Below are 22220 nucleotides of genomic sequence, written 5' to 3'. Positions count from 1 at the left end.
CGTCGGCGCAGGGGAGCCCGTCGTCCGGACCGACAGCCGGACGGTACGCACCGACGCGTACCCCGGCGGGGCCACGACGGCCCTGGACCTCGCCCCACGGCCGGTCTCCCACCGGCCCGGGTCGAGCCCCGCACGACCGAGCACCCTCTCGACCCTCTGCGACCGCGGGACACCCCCGCACCACCCAGTCCTGCTGCTCAGAGTCCCCCCGCACCACCTCGGGGAGCCTCCGCGCGCCCGAGCGCGCCGGCACGCGGGGCGGCGACCGCCGTCCCGCCGGTCCGGCGCGCCACGGACCGCCCGGACGACCCCGTACGCCCGGAAGGAGTCCCCCATGCCCGACCCGACGACCGAGACGGCGCCGAGGCCGCTCTCGAGGCGGGCCCTGCTCGCCGGGGCCGGCGTCGTCGCTGCCAGCCCCGCCGCCGCGCTCCTGCTCGGAGCCGGCGGCAGCGTCGCCGCGGCGCCCCCCGCCGCCGCAGCGACGACCGTCACCGCAGCCACCGGCGTCCGCAAGATCACCATGTACGCCGAGCGCATCTCCGACACCCTCGTCGGCTACGGGCTCGAGCGCGGCAAGGCGACCGTCCCCGGGCCCATCCTCGAGATGTGGGAGGGCGAGACCCTCGAGATCACGCTCGTCAACACGACGGACAAGCGCCTGTCGATCCACCCGCACGGCGTGAACTACGACGTCAACAGCGACGGCAGCACGTTCAACAACTCGTTCAACGAGCCGGGCGAGACGCGGACGTACACGTGGTCGACGGTCAAGATGGCGCGCGACCGCGGCATCTGGATGCCCGGCAGCGCGGGGTACTGGCACTACCACGACCACGCGTGGGGCGAGCACGGGACGCAGGGCCTCGCCGCGGGCCTCTACGGCGCGCTGGTCGTGCGCCGGGTCGGCGACGTGCTGCCGCAGAAGCAGTTCACGATGGTCTTCAACGACATGACCATCAACAACAAGGTCGCGCCGGACACGCCGATGTTCGAGGCGAAGCTCGGCGAGCGCGTCGAGTTCATCTGCATCGGCCACGGCAACCAGCTCCACACCTTCCACCTCCACGCGCACCGCTGGGCGAACAACCGCACCGGCCTGCTCGCGGACCAGTACGACCCGAGCCAGGTCGTCGACAACCGGGACCTCAACCCGGGCGACGCGTTCGGGTTCCAGGTCGTCGCCGGGCTCGGTGTCGGACCCGGTGCGTGGATGTACCACTGCCACGTCCAGTTCCACTCCGACGGCGGCATGGCGGGCATCTTCCTCGTGCGCAACGCCGACGGCTCGATGCCGCCGGGCGCCCAGGAGTCGATCGACCGCTTCCAGGGTCACGGCAGCCACACCATGTCGGCCCCGTCCGGGGCCGCGCCGTCCGGCGCCGCCGCGACGACGAGCGCCCCGGCCACCGCCCCGGCGGTCCGGCCGGCGGTGGCTCCGGGCCGGCCGTCGTCGACCTCACGGGCCACGCCGGCCACTGACCGTCCGCCGGTGAGGTGGGGCGGGCCGTCGGCCCGTCCCGCACCCGGCAGGACCCGCTCCCGGCCCGTCCGGGGGCGTCGCACCGATGACGAAGGAGTTGGAGAGTGCTTTCCAGACGATCGACACCCCCCACGAGGGGGCGCTCCCGACCGGGGGCACTACGGGCCCTGACCGTCGGCCTGACGGGCGTCGCGCTCGTCGCGAGCGCCGCCGTCCTCCCGGCGGCGGCCCAGACCGGCGCCACCGCACCGACCACCGCGGTCAGCGCGGGCGGGTCCCTCGCGGCGGGGTCCGTCGCCGCCGCGCCGGCCGCCGCAGCCGCGCCCGTGCGCGTGCTCGTGTTCCACGGCGCGCCCGACGAGCAGACCGACCCCGTCGTCGACGCGACGGCGGCGCTCACCGAGATCGGGGCCGCCAACGGCTTCGAGGTCGAGGCGACGTCCGACCCGGAGATGATCAGCGCGGCGACGCTCGGCGAGTACCGCGGCGTCGTCATGCTCTCCGCGGAGGGCATCGAGCTGAGCGGCGAGCAGGAGGCCGCGCTCCAGGCGTACATCAACGGCGGCGGCGGCTTCCTCGGCGTGCGCGACGCCGCGCGCTCGCAGGAGGCCTCGAAGTGGTTCGAGGGCCTCGTCGGCGCCCGGATCAAGGGCGCGACCATGACGGCGGAGAAGGTCGCCGAGGCGACCGGCACCGGCCGCAGCCCGGCCGCCGAGACGCCGGCCAAGGCCGTCGACGGCGACCCCAACACCAAGTGGCTGACGTTCGCCCGCACGGGCCAGCTCACGCTGCGCATGGAGCAGCCCGTCGCGGTGGTGAAGTACGGCATCACGTCGGCGAACGACTCCGCGGGCCGCGACCCGAAGAACTGGAAGCTCCAGGGCTCGACCGACGGGCAGACGTGGGTCGACCTCGACACGCGCGCCGACGAGGACTTCCCGCAGCGCTTCCAGCCGCGCACGTTCGACGTCGCGAACGAGACCGCGTACGGCTGGTACCGGCTGGACGTCACCGCGAACTCCGGCGACGCCGAGGTCCAGCTCGCGGAGCTCTCGATCTACGGCCCCGACTCCGTCGAGCAGCCCGACCCGGAGATCCCGCTCGAGGAGCGCACGGTCGACCTGGTCGACCGCCAGCACCCCGCGACGGCGGACCTCCCGCTCACGTGGGACCGCGAGGACCGGTGGCTCGACTGGGCCGACGACCCGACCGGTGACGTGCACACGGTCGCGACGCTCGAGCCCGGCCCCGACGCCGGCCCGACGACCAACCCGTTCCAGCCCGTCTCGTGGTGCCGCGACTACGACGGCGGCCGGTCGTTCTTCACCGGCATGGGCGGCACGCCCGAGAGCTGGGCGGACGCGACGTTCCGCGAGCACCTGCTCGGTGCGCTCCAGTGGACGACGGGCGTGGTGCGCGGCGACTGCCAGGCGACCATCGCGTCGAACTACAAGGCCGAGCGCCTGTCCCAGGTGAACACGGCCGGCACGCTCGACCAGAACGGCGAGCAGCACGGTCTGACGATCGCGCCCGACGGCACGGTCTTCTACATCGGCCGCGGCGCCTGCCCGACCGGCCCGATCGTCCCGTGGAGCGACCCGAACGTGGGCCTCGGCTGCGGCACGATCCACCAGTGGGACCCGGAGACGGGTGAGGCGAAGCTGCTCACGACGCTCGACGTCATGGGCAACCGCGGCAGCGGCGACGAGCTGGTGAAGAACGAGGAGGGGCTGCTCGGCATCGTGCCCGACCCCGACTTCGCGACCAACCACTGGCTCTACGTGTACTGGATGCCGCACGAGAACATCGACCGCGAGCGTCGCGTCGGCTACCGGACCGTCTCGCGGTTCACCTACGACCCCGAGACGCCGACGATCGACCAGAGCACGCGCGTCGACCTGCTCGAGTGGGAGACGCAGATCCACAGCTGCTGCCACGCGGGCGGCGGCATGGCGTTCGACAGCGAGGGCAACCTCTACATCGGCTCGGGCGACAACAACTCGTCCGGCGGGTCGAACGGGTACTCCGGCAACAACTGGACGCAGGAGTTCGCGGGCATCAGCTTCCAGGACGCGCGCCGCACGTCGGGCAACACGAACGACCTCAACGGCAAGATCCTGCGGATCCACCCCGAGGACGACGGCACGTACACGATCCCGGACGACAACCTGTTCCCGGTGGGCGAGTACCCCGCGGACAAGACGCGCCCGGAGATCTACGTCATGGGCGTGCGCAACATCTCGCGCCTCCAGATCGACCCCGACACCGACTGGCTGACGGCGGCCTGGGTGGGCCCGGACGCCGGCAGCCCGAGCCCCGAGCTCGGCCCGGCGAAGTACGAGACGGCGACGATCATCACGTCCGCGGGCAACCAGGGCTGGCCCTACTGCATGGGCAACAAGCAGCCGTACCGCGACCGGAGCAACGAGGACGCGAGCGTCCTCACCGGCTGGTACGACTGCGACAACCCGAAGAACACGTCGCCCCGCAACACGGGCCTCGTGGACCTCCCGCCGGTACGGAACAACATGATCTGGTACTCGCCCTCGGGCGGCGGGCCGGTCTTCCCGGACCGCGGCAACGGCATCCCGACGTACGAGGACGACGAGGCGACCTACACCATCCCGTGGCTGCGGGGCGGCGGCCAGGCCGTCATGTCCGGTCCGACGTACCGCCAGTCGCAGGTCGACCCCGAGTCCGACGTCGCGTGGCCGTCGTACTGGGAGGGCAAGTGGTTCATCGGCGACCAGTCGAACTCGAACAACCGCGTCGCGGTGACGGTCGACCCGGAGGACCTGGACGCCCCCGTGTTCATGGAGGACCTCCGCCAGATCATCCCGGGCGGCCGCGGTGACGGGCTGCTCCAGAGCTGGATGGACGCGAAGTTCGGTCCGGACGGCGCGCTGTACCTGGTCGACTACGCGGGCGGCTTCTTCAGCCTCGACCCGAACCAGAAGCTCATGCGGATCACGTACCAGGGCGGGGCCCCGACCCCGGCCCCGGCCGCGTCCGCGACGAGCATCCAGGGCGACCCGCTCACGGTGCAGTTCACGGGTGCGCGGTCCGGCGGCGTCTCCTACCTGTGGGAGTTCGGCGACGGCAAGACCTCGCGCCAGGCCAACCCGAAGCACAAGTACCCCCGCATCGGGACCTACGAGGCCAAGCTCACCGTCACGTACGCGGACGGCTCGACGGCCACCGTCACGACCGACGGCTCGCCGTCGTGCACCCTGCCCGACGAGCGCGAGACCGTGTTCTTCGGCGACGTCGACTCCACGGTCGAGAACCTCGACCTCGGCGCCTGCACGATGAACGACCTGTTCCAGGACGAGAAGGAGTGGCGCACCCACGCCCGGTTCCTGGCGCACGTCGAGTCGGTCGCGAAGAGCCTGTACGACGACAGCCGGATCGACGAGCGCGAGCGTGCTCGCCTCGTCGACGCCGCGGCGCGGTCCCAGATCGGCGTGGACCCGGGCGGGTACCGCACGATCTTCGACGGCACGCAGGAGTCGCTGTACGACTGGTTCCAGGCACCGAGCGGCAAGTTCACGCTCGAGCCGGGCGGTTCGCTGAAGTCGAGCGGCGGCCTCGGGATGCTCTGGTACGCGGGCGAGGAGCTCGGGGACTTCTCCGTGAAGCTCCTGTACCGCGACGTCTCCGAGGGCGACCACTACGCCAACACGGGCGTGTTCACCCGGTTCCCGAACCCGAACGACCCGGGCGACGTGCCGTGCGCGGCCAACCAGTCGCCCGCGTGGGTCGCGATCTCGTGCGGTCACGAGATCCAGATCTACGACGGTCCGACGGGCGAGCCGCAGAAGACCGGCTCGGTCTACAACTTCGACCCGCTCGGCCTGAACACCGGCGGCGAGAAGCCGAAGGGCGAGTGGAACGAGTACGAGATCCGGGTGGTCGGCCAGCAGTACACGATCATCCGCAACGGCGTCGTCATCAACGAGTGGGAGAACACCCCGGGACAGCAGTCGTCCCGTGCCGGTGACCCGCCGACCGACCTGCGCCAGTTCGACAGCGGGTTCATCGGGCTCCAGAACCACGGGAACGCGGACCTCATCGAGTTCCGCGACATCCGGGTCGCGGACCTGTAGCACCGCCGGGCGGGGGCGGCCTGGCAGGCCGTCCCCGCCCGTACCCCGCAGTCCGACAGAACCCCAGAACTCCCAGAACCTTCCCCGAGACACCCCCCGAGGAGTGCACCCTCATGGAACGACGTACCAGTCCCGGCGGCGTCCGCCGCCGCGGCGCGCGGCGGTTCCTCGCCGCCACGGTCGCCGGGCTCACCGCGACGACGGTCCTCACCGTCGCGCCGGCGTCCGCGTCCCCCGCAGGGACGGCAGCGCCGTCGTCCGTCTTCTCCGTCGCCGACGCCACCGTCGCGGCCGAGCAGGTCCTCACGTGGACCGCGGACAACAGCGTGACCGACTACAAGGCCTTCCCCGCCACGGCCGAGGCGGGCCCCGCCACGATCGTGTTCGAGAACAGCATGGCGACCGGCAGCACGTTCGGTATGAGCCACACGCTCACGTTCGACACGTCGTCGCCCGGCTACAACCACGACGTGAACCTCAACATCCTCGCGAGCCCGTTCGACGCGAACGGCGGGCGGCACGAGGCGCAGGTCACCTTCACCCCGGGCAAGTACCGCTACTTCTGCGCCATCCCCGGGCACGGCGAGATGTGGGGCGAGCTCGTCGTCACCGACGGCGGCACCGGCGGCGAGGACACCACGGCCCCGTCCGTGACCGCGCTCGTCACCGGCGAGCAGGACGGCGACGGCGCCTACGTGGGCGGCGCGACCGTGACGCTCGACGCGACCGACGACGACTCCGGCGTGGCCGGGGTCGAGTACGACCTCGACGGCGCGGGCTGGCAGGCCTACACGGAGCCGTTCGTCGTCGACGCCGTCGGCACGCACACGCTCCAGTTCCGCGCGACCGACGCCGCGGGCAACACGTCCGAGGCGCAGTCCGCGACCTTCACCGTCGTCGAGGGCGACGTCGAGGAGGACACGACCGCCCCGGTCGTCGAGCCCATGGTCATGGGGCAGCAGGACGAGGACGGCGCCTACGTCGGCACGGCCGCGTTCATGCTCCACGCCACGGACGAGGGCTCGGGCGTCGCGTCCGTCGAGTACCAGGTCGACGGCGGCGCGTGGCTCCCGTACACGACCACGGTGCCGTTCACCGAGGTCGGCGAGCACAACGTGTCCTTCCGGGCGACCGACGTCGCGGGCAACGTGTCCGAGGTCGGCTCCGTGACGTTCACCGTCGTCGCCGGCGGCGGCGAGGACGACACGACCGCGCCGACCGTCACCGCCGAGGTCACCGGCACGCAGGACGGCAACGGCGCGTTCGTCGGGTCCGCCACGGCGACGCTCACCGCGACGGACGACGCGTCCGGCGTGGAGAGCGTCGAGTACGACCTCGACGGCGCCGGCTGGCAGCCGTACACCGAGCCGGTCGTCGTCGACGAGCCCGGCGAGCACACGCTCGTCTACCGGGCCACCGACGTCGCGGGCAACGTCTCCGAGGAGACCGTCACCGAGTTCGTCGTCGTCGCGGAGGCCGAGGAGGACACCACGGCCCCCGTCGTGGCGACCGAGCTCAGCGGCCAGCAGGACGAGGACGGCGCCTACGTCGGCTCCGCGTCCGTGCTGCTCACCGCCACGGACGACGGCTCGGGCGTCGCGACCGTCGAGTACGACCTCGACGGTGCGGGCTGGACCGAGTACACCGGGGCCGTCGTCGTCGACGAGCCCGGCCGCCACACGCTCGCCTACCGCGCGACCGACGTCGCGGGGAACGTCAGCGAGCCGGCGACCGTCACGTTCGACGTCGTCGCGGGCCAGGGCGGCGACACCGTCGCCCCGACCGTCGACCACCGCGTCATGGGGGGCGACAAGAACGAGGCCGGCGAGTACCTCGACAACGTGTTCGTGCGCCTCCTCGCGAAGGACGCCGACTCCGGCGTCGCGTCGGTCGAGTACCAGCTCGACGGCGGTGAGTGGACCCCGTACGCCAAGCAGATCTCCGTGCGGACCCCCGGGTCGCACACGGTGACCTACCGCGCGACGGACGTCGCGGGCAACGTGTCCGCCCCGAAGACGGTCACGTTCGTCATCGCGGGCGGCGAGGAGCCCGGCGGCGACACCGACGGCCCCGTCGTCACGGCGGGCGTCAGCGGCAGCCGCACGCGCGACGGCGACTTCGTCGCGAGCGCGCGCGTCACCCTCACGGCGGTCGACGAGGAGTCCGGCGTGGACCGCATCGAGTTCCAGGCCAACGACGGCGCGTGGCAGCGCTACGCGGCCCCGGTCGCGTTCGCGGCCGACGGCCAGCACGTGGTCCGGTACCGCGCGGTCGACGGCGTCGGGAACGTCACGAGCGGCGAGGTGACCTTCACGGTCCTCAAGCTCGTGCGCGACCGCTGCGTCGGCTCGGACATCCGCCCGACCGTGATCATCGACGGCCACGACAGCACGGTGCAGAACTACGACGACGGCACCGGCTGCACGGTCAACGACCACGTCGCCGAGAACGACGAGTACGCGACGCACCGTGAGTTCGTCGACCACGTGAGCCTCGTGACCGAGGACCTCGTCCTCGACGGCGTCCTCGACGACGCCGAGCGGGACCTCGTCATCACGGCGGCCCAGCTGTCCGACATCGGTCGCCGCTGACAGCACCCGTCCCACCAGCACGTCCGACCGGCGAAGGCCCGGACCCGCTCCCTCCAGGAGCGGGCCCGGGCCGTCGTCGTCCCCGGCCCCCTGGGTCCGAGAGACACCCCCGGTGCGCCGAGCGCGACGTTGCTGTCGCCATGGGCGGGATCTCGATGGCAACGTCGTTCTCGACCGCGCGCAGGGTCGTGCTCGGCCTGCCCCGCGGGGAGGGGGAGCACGGGAGGGGCGCGCCGCGCCGTCGGGCAGGAGGTAGGGCGACTACGCTGCCCGACGCCGCGCGGACCGGTCAGGCGGGCGGCTCGCCGTACACCGGGCGGACGAAGGCCAGGACGATCCCGAGCCCGCCGCGCTGGGCGAGGCGCGTGCGGTCCTCCGGGTGGTCGAGCAGGTGCCGCAGGATGCGCGCGACCGCCTCGGGGTCGGTCACGACGACGGGGTCGGGGTCCGGTCCGTGCGCGGGCCGGCCCTGGAGCAGGTCCTCGCCCTCCGCGTGGCGTGCCCGCGCGCCGTCGTGCAGCTCGACCCGGAGCGACGGGTGCCCCTCGCCCCGGACGACGTGGACGCGCGCGACGTCGTCCCACCGCACGACGACCCGGGCCACCTCAGCGCGACCCACCGGCAGCTCGACCTCGTGCGGCCGCAGCACGACCGCGTGCTTCGACGGCCCGCGCACGTACGCCAGCAGCCCGCCGCCGAAGGCGAGGGCGACGATGCCGATCAGGGCGGCCGCGAACCCCTCGTCGTTCCGCAGGAGCCAGATCGCGAACGCCGCCGCACCGCCGCACAGCGCGAGCAGGATCAGCAGCACCGCGAGGTAGTCGACGACGGGCGTCAGGCGCTCGCGACCGAGCACCCCGCCGCGCACCGCGGTCCACACCATCGTCGGCCGGTACGGCTGCCGGGGTCGGCGGCTGCTGCTCACGGAGGACAGTCTGCCGGGTCGGCGCCGAGCATGACGTCGCTGTCGTTCTCGCGGCGATACCGCCAGCAACCTCGTGCTCGAGGGCTCGAGGGCTCGTCGGTTCAGGAGCCGCCGAGGAGCATCCGCTTGGCGGCGGTGAACTCGTCGTCGGTGAGGGAGCCGGCGGCGTGCAGGCTCGCGAGCTCGGCGAGCGCCGCGGCGACGCCGTGCTGCACGGTCACCTCGGGGGTGCCCGCGCCGCGGGTCATCCGGGTCGTCGTGTACGTGGTGGTCGTCGAGGACGACGAGCGCGTGGGCGAGCCCCACGCGGGGGCGTCCGCGTCGGTCGTCGGGTCGTCGGCGACCGGTGCGTCGGCGACGGTCGCGCTCGCGGCCCGGGCGGCGTCGTGCAGCGCGCGCGTGCGGTCGCGGCGGGCCTGCACCACGACCCGCTCCCCGGGCAGGCGCCAGACGACCACGGGGTCGCCGGGCTGCGGGACCTCCGACGGGAGCAGGTTCGTGACCGGGGCGAGGCGCGTGACCGTCGTCGTCAGCGCCCCGTGCCGCACGCGCACGGCGCAGTGCGCGACGCCGCCCGACTCCGTCCGGTCCGTGACCGACGCCGTCACGACCCCGGCCTCGCGCGTCGCCGCCAGGCGGTCGCGGTGGTACTGCGCGTAGAGCGGGGCGTCGTCGCGCGACCGGCGCAGCGACCGCGCGTAGCCCGCCCACATCGGGCCGAGGAAGACCCACGGGAAGATCGTCCACACGACGTTCCAGAACCACGGGAAGAAGCCGTCGTGGTCCCACGCGTTGACCGTCACGAGCCAGACGAACCCGCCCGACAGCAGCGCGAGCAGCACCCCGTTGCGGATCTTCGTCCCGACGCCCGACGGCGGCTCCATGAGCCCCTCGGGCGTGCGGGGCAGGTCGTCGACGGACTCGTCGTTGCCCACCAGCCGCAGGATGGCCTTCGGGTCCGCGGTCTTGCGCGCGAGCGCGGCGGACGGAGGCAGGGGCGATTCGTCATGAGGGGCGGACGGCGCCCCCGTCGTGTGGTCAGACATCACCCCGATCCTACGATCGCCTTGCCCCGCCGGGCCCACCTGCCGCCCCGCCCTGCCCACCCCTCTCCAGGCGAACACGGGGATGGCGACCTCTTGCGGCTGTTTCTGGTCGGCAACCCCGTGGTCGACGGGCGGTGAGGGCGTGGTCGTCAGCAGTTGGTGGTCACCGTCGTGCCGGCGGCGCGGGTCGCGGCCAGCAGCGAGTGGAGGCCGAACGCCTGGACCGGGCCTAGCGCTCCCGTCCCGTTCGTCTCGCCGGCCGCTGCTCGCGCCGCGCCCCACGCGAGGTAGTGGGCCGTGAGGTCGTACGCGTCGGGACCGTCGAGTCGGGCCCGGCGCAGCACCTTGCCCTCGGCATCGCGTGCGACCGCGAGCACGTGCGTGCGCGACGCCGCGCGGGCTGCCTCGTCCGGCCCGCCGCTCGACCCGCTGCGCGAGCGGGCGAGCCGCCGCAGGCCGTCGCCGAGCCCGGGGACGCGCAGCGCGGCCGTCGCGACCGCCGTCGCCACCGGCGCGAGCCGCACCGCGGGACCGGACACGCCCAGCGCCACCTCGACGTCGCGCAGCCCCCGCGCGAGCCCGGGGAGCGTGAACGGCTCGGTGCCGCCCGCGGTGACGCCCCGCACGCGCCGGCCGGGGCCGACGTCGAACGTGACGACGCGCGCCGCGACACGCTCGGTCCGGAGACCGCCGTCGCGCCACGCGTACGACGGCTCGAGCGCCGTCTCCAGCGCGCTCACGCGCGTGCCGCCGCTCACGCCGCCGCCGGTGGGGAAGTAGCCGATCTCCGGACGCGCCGCCTCGGCGCCCTCGTCCTGGAGCGCGAGCGTCCCCGCGAGGTTGCCGGGCACCCAGTCGTGGCCGAACGCCGTGAGCAGCGCCGCACCCGTGCGCCGGGCGCGCGGCCCGAGCTCGTCGAACACGCGCCGGATGAACGCCGGCTCACCCGTCGAGTCGAGGTACACCGCGCCCGCGTCGATCGCGGCCTCGACCGCCGGACCACCGTGCCGCCCGAACGGCCCGACCGTCGAGACCAGCACGTCGCCCGGTCCGACCAGAGCACGCACGGTCCGCGCGTCGTCGACGTCCGCGACCGTGGTCTCGAGCGGCGTGCGCGCAGCGGTGTCCGACGGCGGGCCCCCGCCCTCGGGCGAGCCCGCGGGCTCGGCGCGGTGGCGGGCCGCGGACGGTGCCGTCGCGGCTGGTGTCTCTGTGGCGAGGTCGGCGGCGAGCGCCTCCAACCGGTCCTGGGACCGACCCGCGAGCACGGGCCGCGCGCCGCGCGCCACGAGCTCGTGCGCGACGAGCGTGCCCGTGTAGCCCGTCGCGCCGAGGAGCACGATGCGGCCCGTCGCCGGGGGAGGGGTCGGGGCATCGGTCATGGGGTCGCCTTTCGCCGGAACCAGGGATCCCGCGAGACTACGGAGCGGTGCCGGGGCTCGCGCGTCGGCGGGGTCCGGCCGCTCTCTGCCCGCGCTCGCCCGCGGCCCGCGTGGTGTCCTGGCGGTATGGACCGACAGCCTGACGACCCGCGGCGCGAGGACGGGTCGCCCGACGACGGCGGACGGCCTGATGGGCCCCGGCCCGGGCTCGTCGGCGTGCTGTGGTGCGTCGTCGTCATCGTGGCGGTGCTGGTGGTCGGCGTCGCGATGGGACTGCTCGACGGTCGCTGACCGTACCGGCCCGCATCCCCTCACGGCGTGCGCTCGGTGGGGCTTGCCGCGTGCTGGGTGGACGGCGGCTCGGGGCGGCTCGCGCCCGGAGGCCAGCAGCGCCCCACTCCGCCGACGTCGATATCGACGTCACCCTCCATGACTTCGATACTGACGTCGTCTAGGATGACTTCACTATCGACGTCGTCGGAGGCGGTATGGCGGTCCGCATCGAGATCACGAGTCCCGAGCTGCTCGGCTTCGCCTTGCAGCAGGGCCGGCTGCTGCGCGGGACGAGCCAGCGGCAGCTGGCCGACCAGCTCGGCATCGGGCAGAAGTGGGTCTGGGAGATGGAGAACGGCAAGCCAGGTCTTCTCATGGAGCGCCTCTTCGCCATGCTCGACGCGACGGGCGTCCGGCTGTGGGCGGAGATCGACGAACCGGTCGGCGACGACCTCTCCGGGGCAGGCGGGGACGACGTGGAGAAGCTCGATGGCTGACCTCCGCGTCGAGCTGTACGGCCGGCTCGTCGGTCATCTGGTGGGGACGAGCTCGCGCACGTTCGACTTCAGGACGGACCGATCCGTGCTCGAGCACTGGGCACCGGGCAGCACCGTGCTGTCGGAGTCGGTACCGCTGAGTCTCGTGGAGAACCGCGCCCGCGCGGCTCGGCGACGCAACTACTTCGCCGAGCTCCTCCCGGAAGGCCGCGTCCTGAGCGACCTCGCCGCGCGGGCGCGGCTCAGCGAGACCGACGTCGTCGGACTGCTGGCGCGCTACGGGCGCGACGTCGCGGGCGCCGTCGAGCTCTACGACCCGGACGCGCCGGGCGAGCCACGGACGCCGCGCGCGACACCGCTCACCGACGAGCAGGTCGGCGCGCTCCTCCGTGACACCCGTGGCATGCCGCTCGGCAACTCCCCGTACTCCGGGAAGTCCTCCCTGGCCGGGGTGCAGGACAAGATCGTGCTCGCCCTCGTCGACGACGTGTGGCACCAGGTGCACGACGGGTACCCCTCGACCCACATCCTCAAGCCTCACTCCACGGCGAACCCGACGATCATCTACGACGAGGAGTACGCGACACGGATCGCCGCACGCCTGGGCCTCACGCACGGGACACCCCGGTTGCACGAGTTCGACGGCCGGACGGCGCTCGTCATCGAGCGCTTCGACCGGTCTCCCGACGCCCCGCGCGGACGCCTCCACCAGGAGGACATGAACCAGGCGCTCGGAGCACGCGGCGACGAGAAGTACCAGGAGATCGGCGGAAAGGTGAGCCTTGTCCGGATCGCGCAGGTCCTACGGCGAGCCGCAGGTCCGACGGCGGTCGACCAGCTCCTGCGGTACATCACCCTGACCGTCGCGGTGGGCAACCTCGACATGCACGCGAAGAACGTCTCGATGCTCCACCTCCCGGACGGCTCGGCGCGGGTGGCGCCGATGTACGACGTCGTGCCGCTGCGGCACCAGCCGACCGACGGTCTGCTGGCTCTTGCGGTGAACGGCGTCTACGTCCACAGCGCCGTCACGGCCGGAGACCTCGTCAGCGAGGGCGAGGCGTGGGGATCGAGAGCGGCGAGCGACGTCGTCCGCTCGACGCTCGACGACGTCGCCTCGGTCGTCGCGAGCGAGACGCCGGACTCGCGGGCGCAGCCAGGCTTGCGCGACGAGATCCTCGGCTTCACGCGGAATCTCCTGGCAGGACGCCCGGCGGGGTAGTGGCGAACCGGGCTGGCGAGGGCCGCGCGCGACATCGACGAGTCGCACCAGCTCCTCCTTCCGTGATCCGGGCGACTAAGCTCTGGACGCACCCGAGGAGGCGAGGCGTGTGGAGCGATCCGTCTGGAGCTGTTACTCCCATGTGTTTGCCGTCAGCGAGGACGCGTTGTACGGGGACCGCTACGGAGAGCGATATGAGTACGACTCGAACGTCGTGAACAGCTCCCGGATCCGGGAGGGCGACATCCTCCTGATCCGAGACGCGCAACTCATCTTCGGCTTCGGAGTCGTCGAGCGGATCGACGCTGCCGAGGGACAGAAGTTGATGCAGCGTTGTCCTCTGTGCCGCCGTACCGGGTTTTCTCGGCGCAAGTCGGTGATGCCGGAGTATCGCTGTGCCAAGTGCAAGGCAGAGTTTGACGAACCCCTCGTCGAGCCGCTCGTCGTGACGAAGTTCGTCGCGCACTATGCACCGTGGTGGTTCCCGCTACCCTCGCCGGCTCCGGTGCGCCAGCTCCTTGGCGTCTACGCTCAGCGAGACCAGCAGAACGCGATCCGTCGGCTCGACGCAGCTGCCGCGGAACGCCTGATCGGGCAGCTCGCGGGCGTCGACGGGCAGTTCTTCGTGCAGATCTCGCGCGCGGTTGGGCCGCTCGGGGGTTTTATCGAGTCGGTCGCCAAGGCGCGTCGAGGGCAGGCGCAGTTTCGACAAGGCCTGATCGACCGGTTCGGCGCGGTGTGCGCGGTCACAGGTCCGCAGCCCGAGCAGGTCTTGGACGCCGCGCACTTGTACTCGTACGCCAAGGCACCTCGTCACGACCCGCACGGCGGACTCCTTCTTCGCGCGGACGTCCATCGACTCTTCGACCGGCTCGTGCTGACGATCGACCCGAAGACCTGGCGCGCGCGTGTCGACCCCGCGCTGTCCGAGCGCTTCACGCTCTTGCGCGAGCTGGCCGATCGAGAGCTGGTGCTCGACGAGGCGAAGCGGCCCCGGACTGATCTGGTCGACGGTCACTTCGAGCTCGCGACTCGCGCATGGAAGGACCGCCGGGGATCGTGATCGGGTCCGGGTCTCGTGCTCGGTGACGCCAACCGGGGGCAGGTTCAGGGCGCCTTTGAGGCCGTCCGCGTCCGCCACCACCGGGAGCTGCGGTGACCCGAGCCCTCAGGCCGGCGCGCCGTCCTGGTGGCGCACCCATGTCTCGCGGACCTCGGTGAGGTGGTCGAGCATCGCGGCGCGGGCGCCGTCGGCGCGGTGCGCGTTGAGGCTGTCGACGATCGCGCGGTGCGCGCGCGTGACGACGTCGATGCGGCGCGGGTCGTAGGAGAACGTGGCGACGCGCGTCTCCATGAGGCCTTCGCCGAGCACGTCGTAGAGCATGACGAAGAAGTCGTTGCCGGTCGCGACGGCGAGCCCGCGGTGGAAGGCGTAGTCGTTCTTGGACGCGGCGACGATGTCGTCGGCGTGCCCGGGGAGCTGGTCGACGAGGTCGGCGAGGCCGGTGAGCGCGGCGTCGTTGATGCGTTCTGCGGCGATGCCGGCGACGGCGACCTCGAGCGTCGCGCGGACCTCGTGGAGCTGGAGGTAGGGCACGTTGGGGCCGTGGTGGAGGAACATCTGGAGCATCTGGCCGACGTCGTCGATGCTGGTGCGCCCGACGCTCAGGCCGGAGCCGGGCGTGGCGGTGACGATGCCCTTGGCGGTGAGCGCGCGGACGGCCTCGCGCACGACGGTGCGGGAGACGCCGTAGGACTCGCAGAGCTCGCGCTCGGAGGGCAGCCTGTCGCCGGGCTGGAGCTCGCGCGCGAGGATGTCGTCGCGGATCGCGTCGGCGACCTGGTCGGACAGCCGGCGCTGTCGCACGATGCCGCTCGTCGGCAGCGTCGCATCGGGCTCGGGCACCGTTCCTCCTCGGGGTGACGACCGCGCCATTCTGCCTCACGGGGGCCGCGACCTGCCCGGACGCGGTCCGTGCTCACGGTCGTGAGACGGGGTTGGCTCAACTGGTATGACAGGATACAGTCACTCAACCTGCTGAGCCGAGCGTCCGACGTCGGGCACCCGTGCCGACAGGTCTCCCCTCACCCGCACGCAGAGCAACGCGGCTTCCCAGTCGCGGGGAAAGAGCTGTTCCACGATGCGCGCCATCAGATTCGAGACGTCCGGGACCGCCCACGTGGTCGACATCCCGCGCCCGGTCCCCGGCCCCGGCGAGGTCCTCCTCGCCGTCACCTCCACGGGGGTGTGCGGCTCCGACCTGGCCGCCCTCCGCGGCACCCACCCGTTCCGCGTCCCGCCGCTGATCTCCGGCCACGAGGCCGGTGGCCGCGTCGCCGAGGTCGGCCCGGACGTCGCCGACGTGGCCGTCGGCGACCGCGTCGTCGTCGACCCGCAGCGCCCGTGCGGCACGTGCGACCTGTGCACGACGGGCGGCTACCACCTGTGCGCGAGCAAGCAGATGCTCGGCGTCGCCGAGTGGGACGGCTCGTTCGCCGAGCACGTCGTCGTGCCCGCGTACACGCTGGTCCCGGCGCCCGACGGCGTCGCGGACGAGCACCTCGCGCTCGCCGAGCCGGTCGCGGTCGCGGCCCACGCCGTCGCGCAGCTGGGGGAGCGGCGCCGCGAGCGCGCGCTCGTGCTCGGCGGCGGCACGATCGGCGCGCTCGTCGCGCGCGTCCTCGCCGACGGCGGCAGCACCGTGGTCGACGTCGTCGAGCCGCGCGAGCACGTCCACGAGGTGCTGCGCGCGGTCGGCGCGACGGGCGTCCACCGGCCCGACGCCGCGCTCGAGCCCGGCTCGTACGACGCCGTCTTCGTCGCCGCGGGCGTGCCCGCGCTCGTCGAGCGCGCGTTCGAGGCCGTCGCGCCCGGCGGCGCGATCGTCCAGGTCGCGGTGTTCAACCAGCCCGTGCCGGTCCCGGTGGGGCAGCTCCAGGTGCGCGAGATCGCCCTGCTCGGCACGGCCATGTACACGAAGGACGACTTCCGCACCGCGCTCGACGTCCTCGCGCGCCACCCCGGGCTCGCCGACGTGCTCGTGTCCCGCACGACCTCCCTCGAGGAGGGCGCCGCCATCACGACGACCATGGCCGCCGAGGGGCCGGGGGACATCGTCAAGCTGGTGATGGTCCCGTGAGCGCGGCCCGCGCCGTCCGCGGCGTCCTGTCCGGCGCCGAGCGCGCGCTGTTCGTGGTCTCGGGCGTCGCGATCACGCTCGTGAGCGCCGTCCTCGTGCTCCAGGTCTTCATGCGGTACGTGCTCAACAGCCCGACCGTGTGGTCCGAGGAGTTCGCGACGCTCGCGTTCGTCTGGTGCGTCATGACGGCGATCCCCGTCGCGGTGCGCCGCAGCGAGCACATCGCCGTGACGCTGCTCCTCGACCGCCTGCGCGGGAAGGTGCGCCGCGCGTTCGTCGCGCTCGGCTACGCGCTCTCCGCGGGCCTGTTCGGCCTCGTCGCCGTCTACGCCGCGATGATGCTCCCGACGGGCGCGCGCCAGCTCATGACCGGCCTGACCATCGCGACGGGCACGGACATCACGCTGCTCGCCATGTACGTCGTCGTGCCGATCGGCATGGGCTTCTCCTGCGTCTACGCGGTCGAGAAGCTCGTCGAGGCGCTGCGCGGCGACTTCGACACCCCCGACGACGCCGTGGAGGCGAACATCGCCGAGGCGGAGCAGCTCGTCGCGCCCACCTCCCAGGACAAGGACGTCTGACCCATGCCCCTCATCCTCGGAGGGCTCCTCCTCCTCATCCTCGTCATCGGCGCCCCGGTGGGCGTCGCCGTCGGCCTCGCCTCGTTCGCGAGCCTCGCCGCCGAGGGCGTGCCGCCCGAGGTCGGCGCCCAGCGGTTCGTCGCCGGGATGCGCTCCTTCCCGCTCCTCGCGATCCCGCTCTTCGTGCTCGCCGGCTCGCTCATGAACGCGGGCGGCGTGACCCAGCGCCTCATCGACTTCGCCTACGCGATCGTCGGCCGCATCCGCGGCGGGCTCTCGGCCGTCAACGTCCTGACCAACATCACGTTCGGCGGCATGTCCGGCTCGGCGGTCGCGGACGCGTCGTCGGTCGGCCGCCTCCTCATCCCGCAGATGCTGCGCCGCGGCTACGCGCCCGGCGACGCGGCGTCGGTCACCGCGACGGCGTCGATCGTCGCGCTCGTGCTCCCGCCGAGCATCACGATGATCATCTACGGCGTCGCCGCCGAGGTCTCGATCAGCGCGCTGTTCTTCCACGGCCTCTACATCGGCCTCGGGTTCGGCCTCGTCTACCTGGTCACGGGCTGGCTCGTCGCCCGCAAGAAGGGCTACCCGGCCGAGCGCGGCGTGGGCGCGCGCGAGCTCGTGCGCACCGCCGCCAAGGCGCTCCCGGCCCTGCTCATCCCGGTCGTCGTGCTGGGCGGCATCCGGCTCGGCGTCTTCACCGCGACGGAGGGCGGCGCGGTCGCGGTCCTCATCGCCGTGATCCTCGGGGTCGTCGTCTACCGCGAGCTGTCCTGGCAGCGGGTCGTCAAGGCGATGCGCGAGACGACGATGCTCGTCGCCGCGATCATGCTCATCATCGCCATGGCGCAGGCCTACTCGTGGGCGCTCGTGACCGGCGGCACGCCGCAGATCGTCGCCGACGCCGTGCTCGGGCTCACGGACAACGTGCTGCTCATCCTCTTCGTCGCGAACGTGATCCTGCTGCTCATCGGCACGGTCGTCGAGGGCAACGCGGCGATCATCATCTTCACGCCGATCCTCCTGCCGATCGTCACGGCCGCGGGCGTCGACCCGGTCCACTTCGGGCTGATCGTCGTCATCAACCTCGCGATCGGGCTCATCACGCCGCCCGTCGGGATCAACCTGCTCATCACGAGCCGGATCGCCGGGATCTCGGCCGAACGGGCGCTGCGCGACATGCTCCCGTGGCTCGGCGTCTCGGTCGCCCTGCTGTTCCTCGTCACGTACGTCCCCGTCCTCACCGGCATGTACTAGCCGGCGCGACGGTCGAGACCCGCCACCGGCACCAGCACCCCGGCGGGCGAGGGCGTCCCGCGCCCTCGCCCGCCCCGCACACGAAGGAGCTTCCCGTGGGGAAGAGAACCACCGCGCCGCACCGTCGCGTCGCCGCCCTGGTCGTCGCGAGCGCGCTCGCCCTCGGCGGCTGCGCGGCCACGACGACGGACCCCGAGCCCGACCTGCTGCTCCGCCTCGGCCACTCGTACGGCGCCGGGAGCCTGCAGGACCGCGCCGCGAACCGGCTGTCCGAGCAGGTCGCCGACGCCTCCGACGGCCGCGTGACGATCGAGGTCTACCCCGCCTCCCAGCTCGGGAGCTGGGAGGACATGCAGGAGGGCCTGGAGTTCGGGGCCGTGGACATCGTCGTCGAGTCCGTCGGCTCGCTCGAGCGCTACACCGACCTCGCCGCGATCGAGGGCGTGCCGTTCCTCTACGAGGACGAGGACCAGTTCCTCGAGGTCTGGGACGGCCCGCTCGGCGACGAGATCATCGACGCCATCCGGGAGGACTCCGGGTTCCTGCTGCTCGGCCAGATGTACCGCGGCGGGCGCGTGCTCAACACGCAGCGTCCCGTCACCGAGCTCGCCGACGCGCGCGGCCTCAAGCTGCGCGTCCCGACCCAGCAGACCTACCTCGACACGTGGCACGCGCTCGGCGCGAGCCCCATGCCGCTCGCGCTCAGCGAGGTCTTCCCCGCGATCGAGCAGGGCGCGGTCGAGGGCCAGGAGAACCCGATCGACGTCGTGCGGTTCAACTCGTTCTACGAGGTCGCGCCGCACGTCACGCTCACCGAGCACGTGTTCGGCAACTTCCACTTCCAGGTCTGGGCCGACGCCTACGAGGGCTGGCCCGACGACCTCCGCGCGATCGTCGACGCCGAGATCGACGACGTCTCCTCCTGGTACCGCGAGACGTCGATCGCCGAGCGGCAGGAGAACGTCGACTTCCTGGTCGAGCGCGGCGTCGAGCTGCACGAGATCGACCGCGCCGAGTGGGCGGAGGCCTCGTCCGAGGTGCTCGACCACGTCGACCCCCAGGTCGTGGAGTGGGCCGAGCGCATCCGCTCGGGCGACGCGTGACGCCGTACCGCGGCCCCGAGCCGCGGCGGCGCGTCGACCGCGCCGCCCGCGACGCCCGCAACGACCGACGACCCGACCGACCAGAGGAGACACCGATGCGCGGCGCGATCGCCGACGACTTCACCGGGGCCACCGACCTCGCCGGCAACTGGAGGGCGCGAGGTCTGCGGACCGCCGTCGTGCTGGGCGTCCCGTGCCCGGACGACCTCGCGGACCTCGCCGACCACGACGCCGTCGTGGTCGCGCTGAAGATCCGCTCCGTGCCCGCCCCCCAGGCCGTGGAGCAGGCGCGCGCGGCCTACCGTGCGCTCGCCGCGCTCGGCGTCACGCAGGTCTACGACAAGTACTGCTCGACGTTCGACTCCACGCCGGAGGGCAACATCGGGCCCGTCGCGGACGCGCTGCTGGAGGAGACCGGCGCGCGCAGCGCCGTCGTCGTCCCCGGCTTCCCGGACGCGGGCCGCACCGTGTTCCGCGGCCACCTGTTCGTGGGGGACGACCCGCTCGACCGCAGCCCCATGAAGGACCACCCGCTCAACCCCATGTGGGACTCGCGCGTCGCGAACCTCCTCGCGGCGCAGACCGCGCACCCGGTCGCCGAGGTGCCGGTCGGCGTCGTGCGAGCCGGCGAGCAGGCGCTGCGGGGCGCGATCGTCGCGGCTGAGGCGGAGGGTGCGCGGTACGTCGTCGTCGACAGCATCGACAACGACGACCTCGCCGTCGTCGCCCGCGCGACGTCCGACGCCCCGCTCGTCACGGGCGGCTCCGGGCTCGCGCTCGGCCTGGACCCGACGGGCGCGACGCTCGGCGACATCGCCGCCGTCCCGGGCCGACGCGCGGTGCTCGCGGGCAGCGCGTCGCGCGCCACCCAGGCGCAGGTCCGGGCGGCTCTGCCGCACCTGCCGCACCAGAAGGTCGACGTCGCGGCGGCGCTCGCGGACCCGGGCGCGGAGGTCGAGCGGCTCCTCGCGTGGGCGCGCGAGCGCTGGGCCGAGCAGCCCGACCGGCCGGTGCTCGTGTACTCCGTGGGCGAGCCGGACGACGTCGCGCGCGGCCGTGCGGTGACCGCGGACGCCCCCGCCGTGGTCGAGCGGTTGTTCTCCGCGCTCGCGCCGCGGCTCGCGGAGGCGGGCGCGACGCAGCTCGTCGTGGCGGGCGGCGAGACGTCGGGCAGCGTCGTCCAGGGGCTCGGGGTGCACGTGCTCGAGGTCGGGCAGCTCCTGAGCCCAGGCGTGTCCTGGCTGCGCGGTCGCCGCCGCGGGGCCGACGACGTCAACCTCGTCCTCAAGTCGGGCAACTTCGGCACCGAGGACCTCTTCGTCACCGCGTGGGAGGAGCTCGCATGAGCGACCTGGTCGAGGAGCTGCTCGCCGCCGGGCGCGGTCTCGCCGCGAGCGGGATGTCGCCCGGGACGTCGGGCAACGTGTCCGTGCGCGTCGGCGACGAGGTGCGCCTGAGCGCGAGCGGCACGTCCCTCGCGACCCTCACCGCCGAGCAGATGGCCCGCACGACGCTCGACGGCACCCCCGTCACCGAGGGCGACGGCCCGACGCCGCGGCCCACCAAGGAGTGGCCGCTGCACCTCGCGATGTACGCGCGCGACCCGGGGTACCGCTGCGTCGTGCACCTCCACTCGCCGAGCGCCGTCGCGGCGTCGTGCCTCGCTCCGTGGCGCGAGCACACGGCGTTCGCGCCGGTCACGCCGTACGTCGTCATGCGCGTGGGCAACGTGCCCCTCGTGCGGTACGCCGCGCCGGGCGACCCGGCGCAGGCCGAGCGCGTCCGGGGCAGCGCGCTGCGCTTCCACGGCGCCCTGCTCCAGAACCACGGGTCGATCGCTGCCGGGCGCACGGTCGCGGAGGCCGTCGACCGCGCGGTCGAGATCGAGGAGGCGGCGCGCGTCCGGCTGCTGCTCGGGGACCGGCTCGACGCGCGGCTCCTCACCGACGACGAGGTGCGCGAGCTCGTCGAGGCGTACGGGCAGCCCTGGGGCTGACGTCCGCGCGAGGATGGTCCGGTGCCGACCGACCCGCCGTACGCGCGCCCGACCGCCGACGACCTCGCCGCCGCGCGCGGCCGTGAGATCGAGGACTGGCTGTGGCCTGACCTCGACGTGCTGTTCTGCGGGATCAACCCCGGGCTGTACTCGGCGGCGGTCGGGCTGCCCTTCGCGAACCCGGGCACGCGGTTCTGGAAGGCGATGCACGAGGCGGGCTTCACCGACCGCGTGCTGGGACCGTGGGAGCGCGACGCGTTCCTCGACGCCGGGCTGGGGATGACGAACGTCGTGCGCCGGGCGACCGCGCGGGCGGACGAGCTGACGCCGGAGGAGATCGTCGCGGGCGGACGCCGCCTCGTCGAGACGGCGGAGACGTACCGGCCGCGTTGGGTCGCGGTGCTCGGCCTGGGCGCGTACCGCACGGCCTTCGCGGACCGTCGCGCCGCGACCGGCCCGCTGGAGCGGCGCGTCGGCCCCGCGCGGGCGTGGCTGCTCCCGAACCCGAGCGGCCTCAACGCGCACCACACGGTCGCGACGCTCGGCGCGGCGTACGCGGAGCTGCGCGTCGCCGCGGGGCTGCCGGACCGCCGTCGGGCGTGAGCGCCGCGCGGG

Annotated in this window: 18 protein-coding genes; 14 read left to right on the top strand and 4 right to left on the bottom strand. The window is 73.2% G+C overall.

Translation table 11 applies throughout. The annotated features are described in order from the left end of the window. The first annotated feature begins 334 nt into the window (after nucleotides 1-334). The 3 genes from BJP59_RS15690 to BJP59_RS15680 all read left to right on the top strand — a co-directional run bounded on the left by BJP59_RS15690 (nucleotide 335) and on the right by BJP59_RS15680 (nucleotide 8180). Nucleotides 335-1654, top strand: coding sequence for a multicopper oxidase domain-containing protein (locus BJP59_RS15690; protein ID WP_194521381.1), 1320 nt, complete (start codon nucleotides 335-337; stop codon nucleotides 1652-1654). After that, a complete protein-coding gene (locus tag BJP59_RS15685) occupies nucleotides 1588-5589 on the top strand; it encodes a ThuA domain-containing protein (protein ID WP_228485108.1) in 4002 nt (1333 codons plus the stop codon). The genes BJP59_RS15690 and BJP59_RS15685 overlap by 67 nt, the downstream gene beginning before the upstream one ends. A gap of 113 nt (nucleotides 5590-5702) precedes the next feature. Further along, nucleotides 5703-8180 carry an OmpL47-type beta-barrel domain-containing protein gene (locus BJP59_RS15680; protein ID WP_194521380.1) on the top strand — a complete coding sequence of 826 codons (2478 nt, stop codon included), beginning with the start codon at nucleotides 5703-5705 and terminating at the stop codon, nucleotides 8178-8180. A 289-nt stretch (nucleotides 8181-8469) separates the two neighbouring features. Here the strand turns inward: BJP59_RS15680 and BJP59_RS15675 are convergent, their stop codons facing one another. The 3 genes from BJP59_RS15675 to BJP59_RS15665 all read right to left on the bottom strand — a co-directional run bounded on the left by BJP59_RS15675 (nucleotide 8470) and on the right by BJP59_RS15665 (nucleotide 11533). Continuing rightward, nucleotides 8470-9105: a glycosyltransferase gene (locus BJP59_RS15675; RefSeq protein ID WP_194521379.1), complete on the bottom strand. Its 636-nt coding sequence runs from the start codon at nucleotides 9103-9105 to the stop codon at nucleotides 8470-8472. Nucleotides 9106-9206: 101 nt separating this feature from the next. Continuing rightward, nucleotides 9207-10151 (bottom strand): hypothetical protein, encoded by a 945-nt coding sequence (locus BJP59_RS15670; RefSeq protein ID WP_194521378.1) that lies wholly within the window; start codon nucleotides 10149-10151, stop codon nucleotides 9207-9209. A gap of 149 nt (nucleotides 10152-10300) precedes the next feature. Further along, nucleotides 10301-11533 (bottom strand): saccharopine dehydrogenase family protein, encoded by a 1233-nt coding sequence (locus BJP59_RS15665; protein ID WP_194521377.1) that lies wholly within the window; start codon nucleotides 11531-11533, stop codon nucleotides 10301-10303. A 126-nt stretch (nucleotides 11534-11659) separates the two neighbouring features. Between BJP59_RS15665 and BJP59_RS15660 the strand changes: the two genes are divergently transcribed. From BJP59_RS15660 to BJP59_RS15645, 4 genes are all read left to right on the top strand, one after another. Next, nucleotides 11660-11824, top strand: coding sequence for a hypothetical protein (locus BJP59_RS15660; RefSeq protein ID WP_194217027.1), 165 nt, complete (start codon nucleotides 11660-11662; stop codon nucleotides 11822-11824). Nucleotides 11825-12021: 197 nt separating this feature from the next. Next, nucleotides 12022-12303 carry a helix-turn-helix domain-containing protein gene (locus BJP59_RS15655; RefSeq protein ID WP_021481977.1) on the top strand — a complete coding sequence of 94 codons (282 nt, stop codon included), beginning with the start codon at nucleotides 12022-12024 and terminating at the stop codon, nucleotides 12301-12303. Further along, a complete protein-coding gene (locus tag BJP59_RS15650) occupies nucleotides 12296-13525 on the top strand; it encodes a type II toxin-antitoxin system HipA family toxin (protein ID WP_194521376.1) in 1230 nt (409 codons plus the stop codon). The genes BJP59_RS15655 and BJP59_RS15650 overlap by 8 nt, the downstream gene beginning before the upstream one ends. A 109-nt stretch (nucleotides 13526-13634) precedes the next feature. Beyond that, the gene (locus BJP59_RS15645) at nucleotides 13635-14588 is read left to right on the top strand and encodes an HNH endonuclease (protein WP_021481975.1); all 954 of its coding nucleotides are present in this window, start codon (nucleotides 13635-13637) and stop codon (nucleotides 14586-14588) included. Between the two features lie 105 nt (nucleotides 14589-14693). Here the strand turns inward: BJP59_RS15645 and BJP59_RS15640 are convergent, their stop codons facing one another. Further along, nucleotides 14694-15431, bottom strand: a complete 738-nt coding sequence (locus tag BJP59_RS15640; RefSeq protein ID WP_194521375.1) for a FadR/GntR family transcriptional regulator — start codon at nucleotides 15429-15431, stop codon at nucleotides 14694-14696. A 235-nt stretch (nucleotides 15432-15666) separates the two neighbouring features. Between BJP59_RS15640 and BJP59_RS15635 the strand changes: the two genes are divergently transcribed. The 7 genes from BJP59_RS15635 (at nucleotide 15667) to mug (ending at nucleotide 22208) form a co-directional block, all read left to right on the top strand. After that, nucleotides 15667-16665, top strand: coding sequence for a zinc-dependent alcohol dehydrogenase (locus BJP59_RS15635; protein ID WP_081896026.1), 999 nt, complete (start codon nucleotides 15667-15669; stop codon nucleotides 16663-16665). Then, nucleotides 16662-17246, top strand: a complete 585-nt coding sequence (locus BJP59_RS15630) for a TRAP transporter small permease (protein WP_074803496.1) — start codon at nucleotides 16662-16664, stop codon at nucleotides 17244-17246. Before BJP59_RS15635 ends, BJP59_RS15630 begins: the two co-directional genes overlap by 4 nt. Before the next feature lie 3 nt (nucleotides 17247-17249). Beyond that, nucleotides 17250-18506 (top strand): TRAP transporter large permease, encoded by a 1257-nt coding sequence (locus BJP59_RS15625; RefSeq protein ID WP_021482371.1) that lies wholly within the window; start codon nucleotides 17250-17252, stop codon nucleotides 18504-18506. A 95-nt stretch (nucleotides 18507-18601) separates the two neighbouring features. Beyond that, nucleotides 18602-19609, top strand: a complete 1008-nt coding sequence (locus BJP59_RS15620) for a TRAP transporter substrate-binding protein (RefSeq protein WP_194521374.1) — start codon at nucleotides 18602-18604, stop codon at nucleotides 19607-19609. A gap of 95 nt (nucleotides 19610-19704) precedes the next feature. Further along, on the top strand, nucleotides 19705-20955 hold the full coding sequence (otnK, locus tag BJP59_RS15615) for a 3-oxo-tetronate kinase (protein ID WP_194521373.1): 1251 nt from the start codon (nucleotides 19705-19707) through the stop codon (nucleotides 20953-20955). After that, a complete protein-coding gene (locus BJP59_RS15610; protein ID WP_194521372.1) occupies nucleotides 20952-21605 on the top strand; it encodes a class II aldolase/adducin family protein in 654 nt (217 codons plus the stop codon). The genes otnK and BJP59_RS15610 overlap by 4 nt, the downstream gene beginning before the upstream one ends. 21 nt (nucleotides 21606-21626) lie before the next feature. Next, nucleotides 21627-22208 carry a G/U mismatch-specific DNA glycosylase gene (gene mug, locus BJP59_RS15605; protein WP_194521371.1) on the top strand — a complete coding sequence of 194 codons (582 nt, stop codon included), beginning with the start codon at nucleotides 21627-21629 and terminating at the stop codon, nucleotides 22206-22208. Nucleotides 22209-22220: the final 12 nt, after the last annotated feature.

It is taken from the genome of Cellulosimicrobium sp. JZ28, assembly GCF_015327065.1.
In the GTDB taxonomy this organism is placed as follows: Bacteria; Actinomycetota; Actinomycetes; order Actinomycetales; family Cellulomonadaceae; genus Cellulosimicrobium; species Cellulosimicrobium funkei.
This window is presented reverse-complemented; position numbering and strand designations above follow the sequence as displayed.

What these genes read in the sequence shown, in the direction of transcription:
- BJP59_RS15635 (WP_081896026.1), top strand. Translation starts at nt 15,667, where the DNA reads ATGCGCGCCATCAGATTCGAGACGTCCGGGACCGCCCACGTGGTCGAC.
- BJP59_RS15660 (WP_194217027.1), top strand. Translation starts at nt 11,660, where the DNA reads ATGGACCGACAGCCTGACGACCCGCGGCGCGAGGACGGGTCGCCCGAC.
- BJP59_RS15670 (WP_194521378.1), bottom strand. Translation starts at nt 10,151, where the DNA reads ATGTCTGACCACACGACGGGGGCGCCGTCCGCCCCTCATGACGAATCG.
- BJP59_RS15655 (WP_021481977.1), top strand. Translation starts at nt 12,022, where the DNA reads ATGGCGGTCCGCATCGAGATCACGAGTCCCGAGCTGCTCGGCTTCGCC.
- BJP59_RS15625 (WP_021482371.1), top strand. Translation starts at nt 17,250, where the DNA reads ATGCCCCTCATCCTCGGAGGGCTCCTCCTCCTCATCCTCGTCATCGGC.
- otnK (WP_194521373.1), top strand. Translation starts at nt 19,705, where the DNA reads ATGCGCGGCGCGATCGCCGACGACTTCACCGGGGCCACCGACCTCGCC.
- BJP59_RS15650 (WP_194521376.1), top strand. Translation starts at nt 12,296, where the DNA reads ATGGCTGACCTCCGCGTCGAGCTGTACGGCCGGCTCGTCGGTCATCTG.
- BJP59_RS15680 (WP_194521380.1), top strand. Translation starts at nt 5,703, where the DNA reads ATGGAACGACGTACCAGTCCCGGCGGCGTCCGCCGCCGCGGCGCGCGG.
- BJP59_RS15665 (WP_194521377.1), bottom strand. Translation starts at nt 11,533, where the DNA reads ATGACCGATGCCCCGACCCCTCCCCCGGCGACGGGCCGCATCGTGCTC.
- BJP59_RS15690 (WP_194521381.1), top strand. Translation starts at nt 335, where the DNA reads ATGCCCGACCCGACGACCGAGACGGCGCCGAGGCCGCTCTCGAGGCGG.
- BJP59_RS15610 (WP_194521372.1), top strand. Translation starts at nt 20,952, where the DNA reads ATGAGCGACCTGGTCGAGGAGCTGCTCGCCGCCGGGCGCGGTCTCGCC.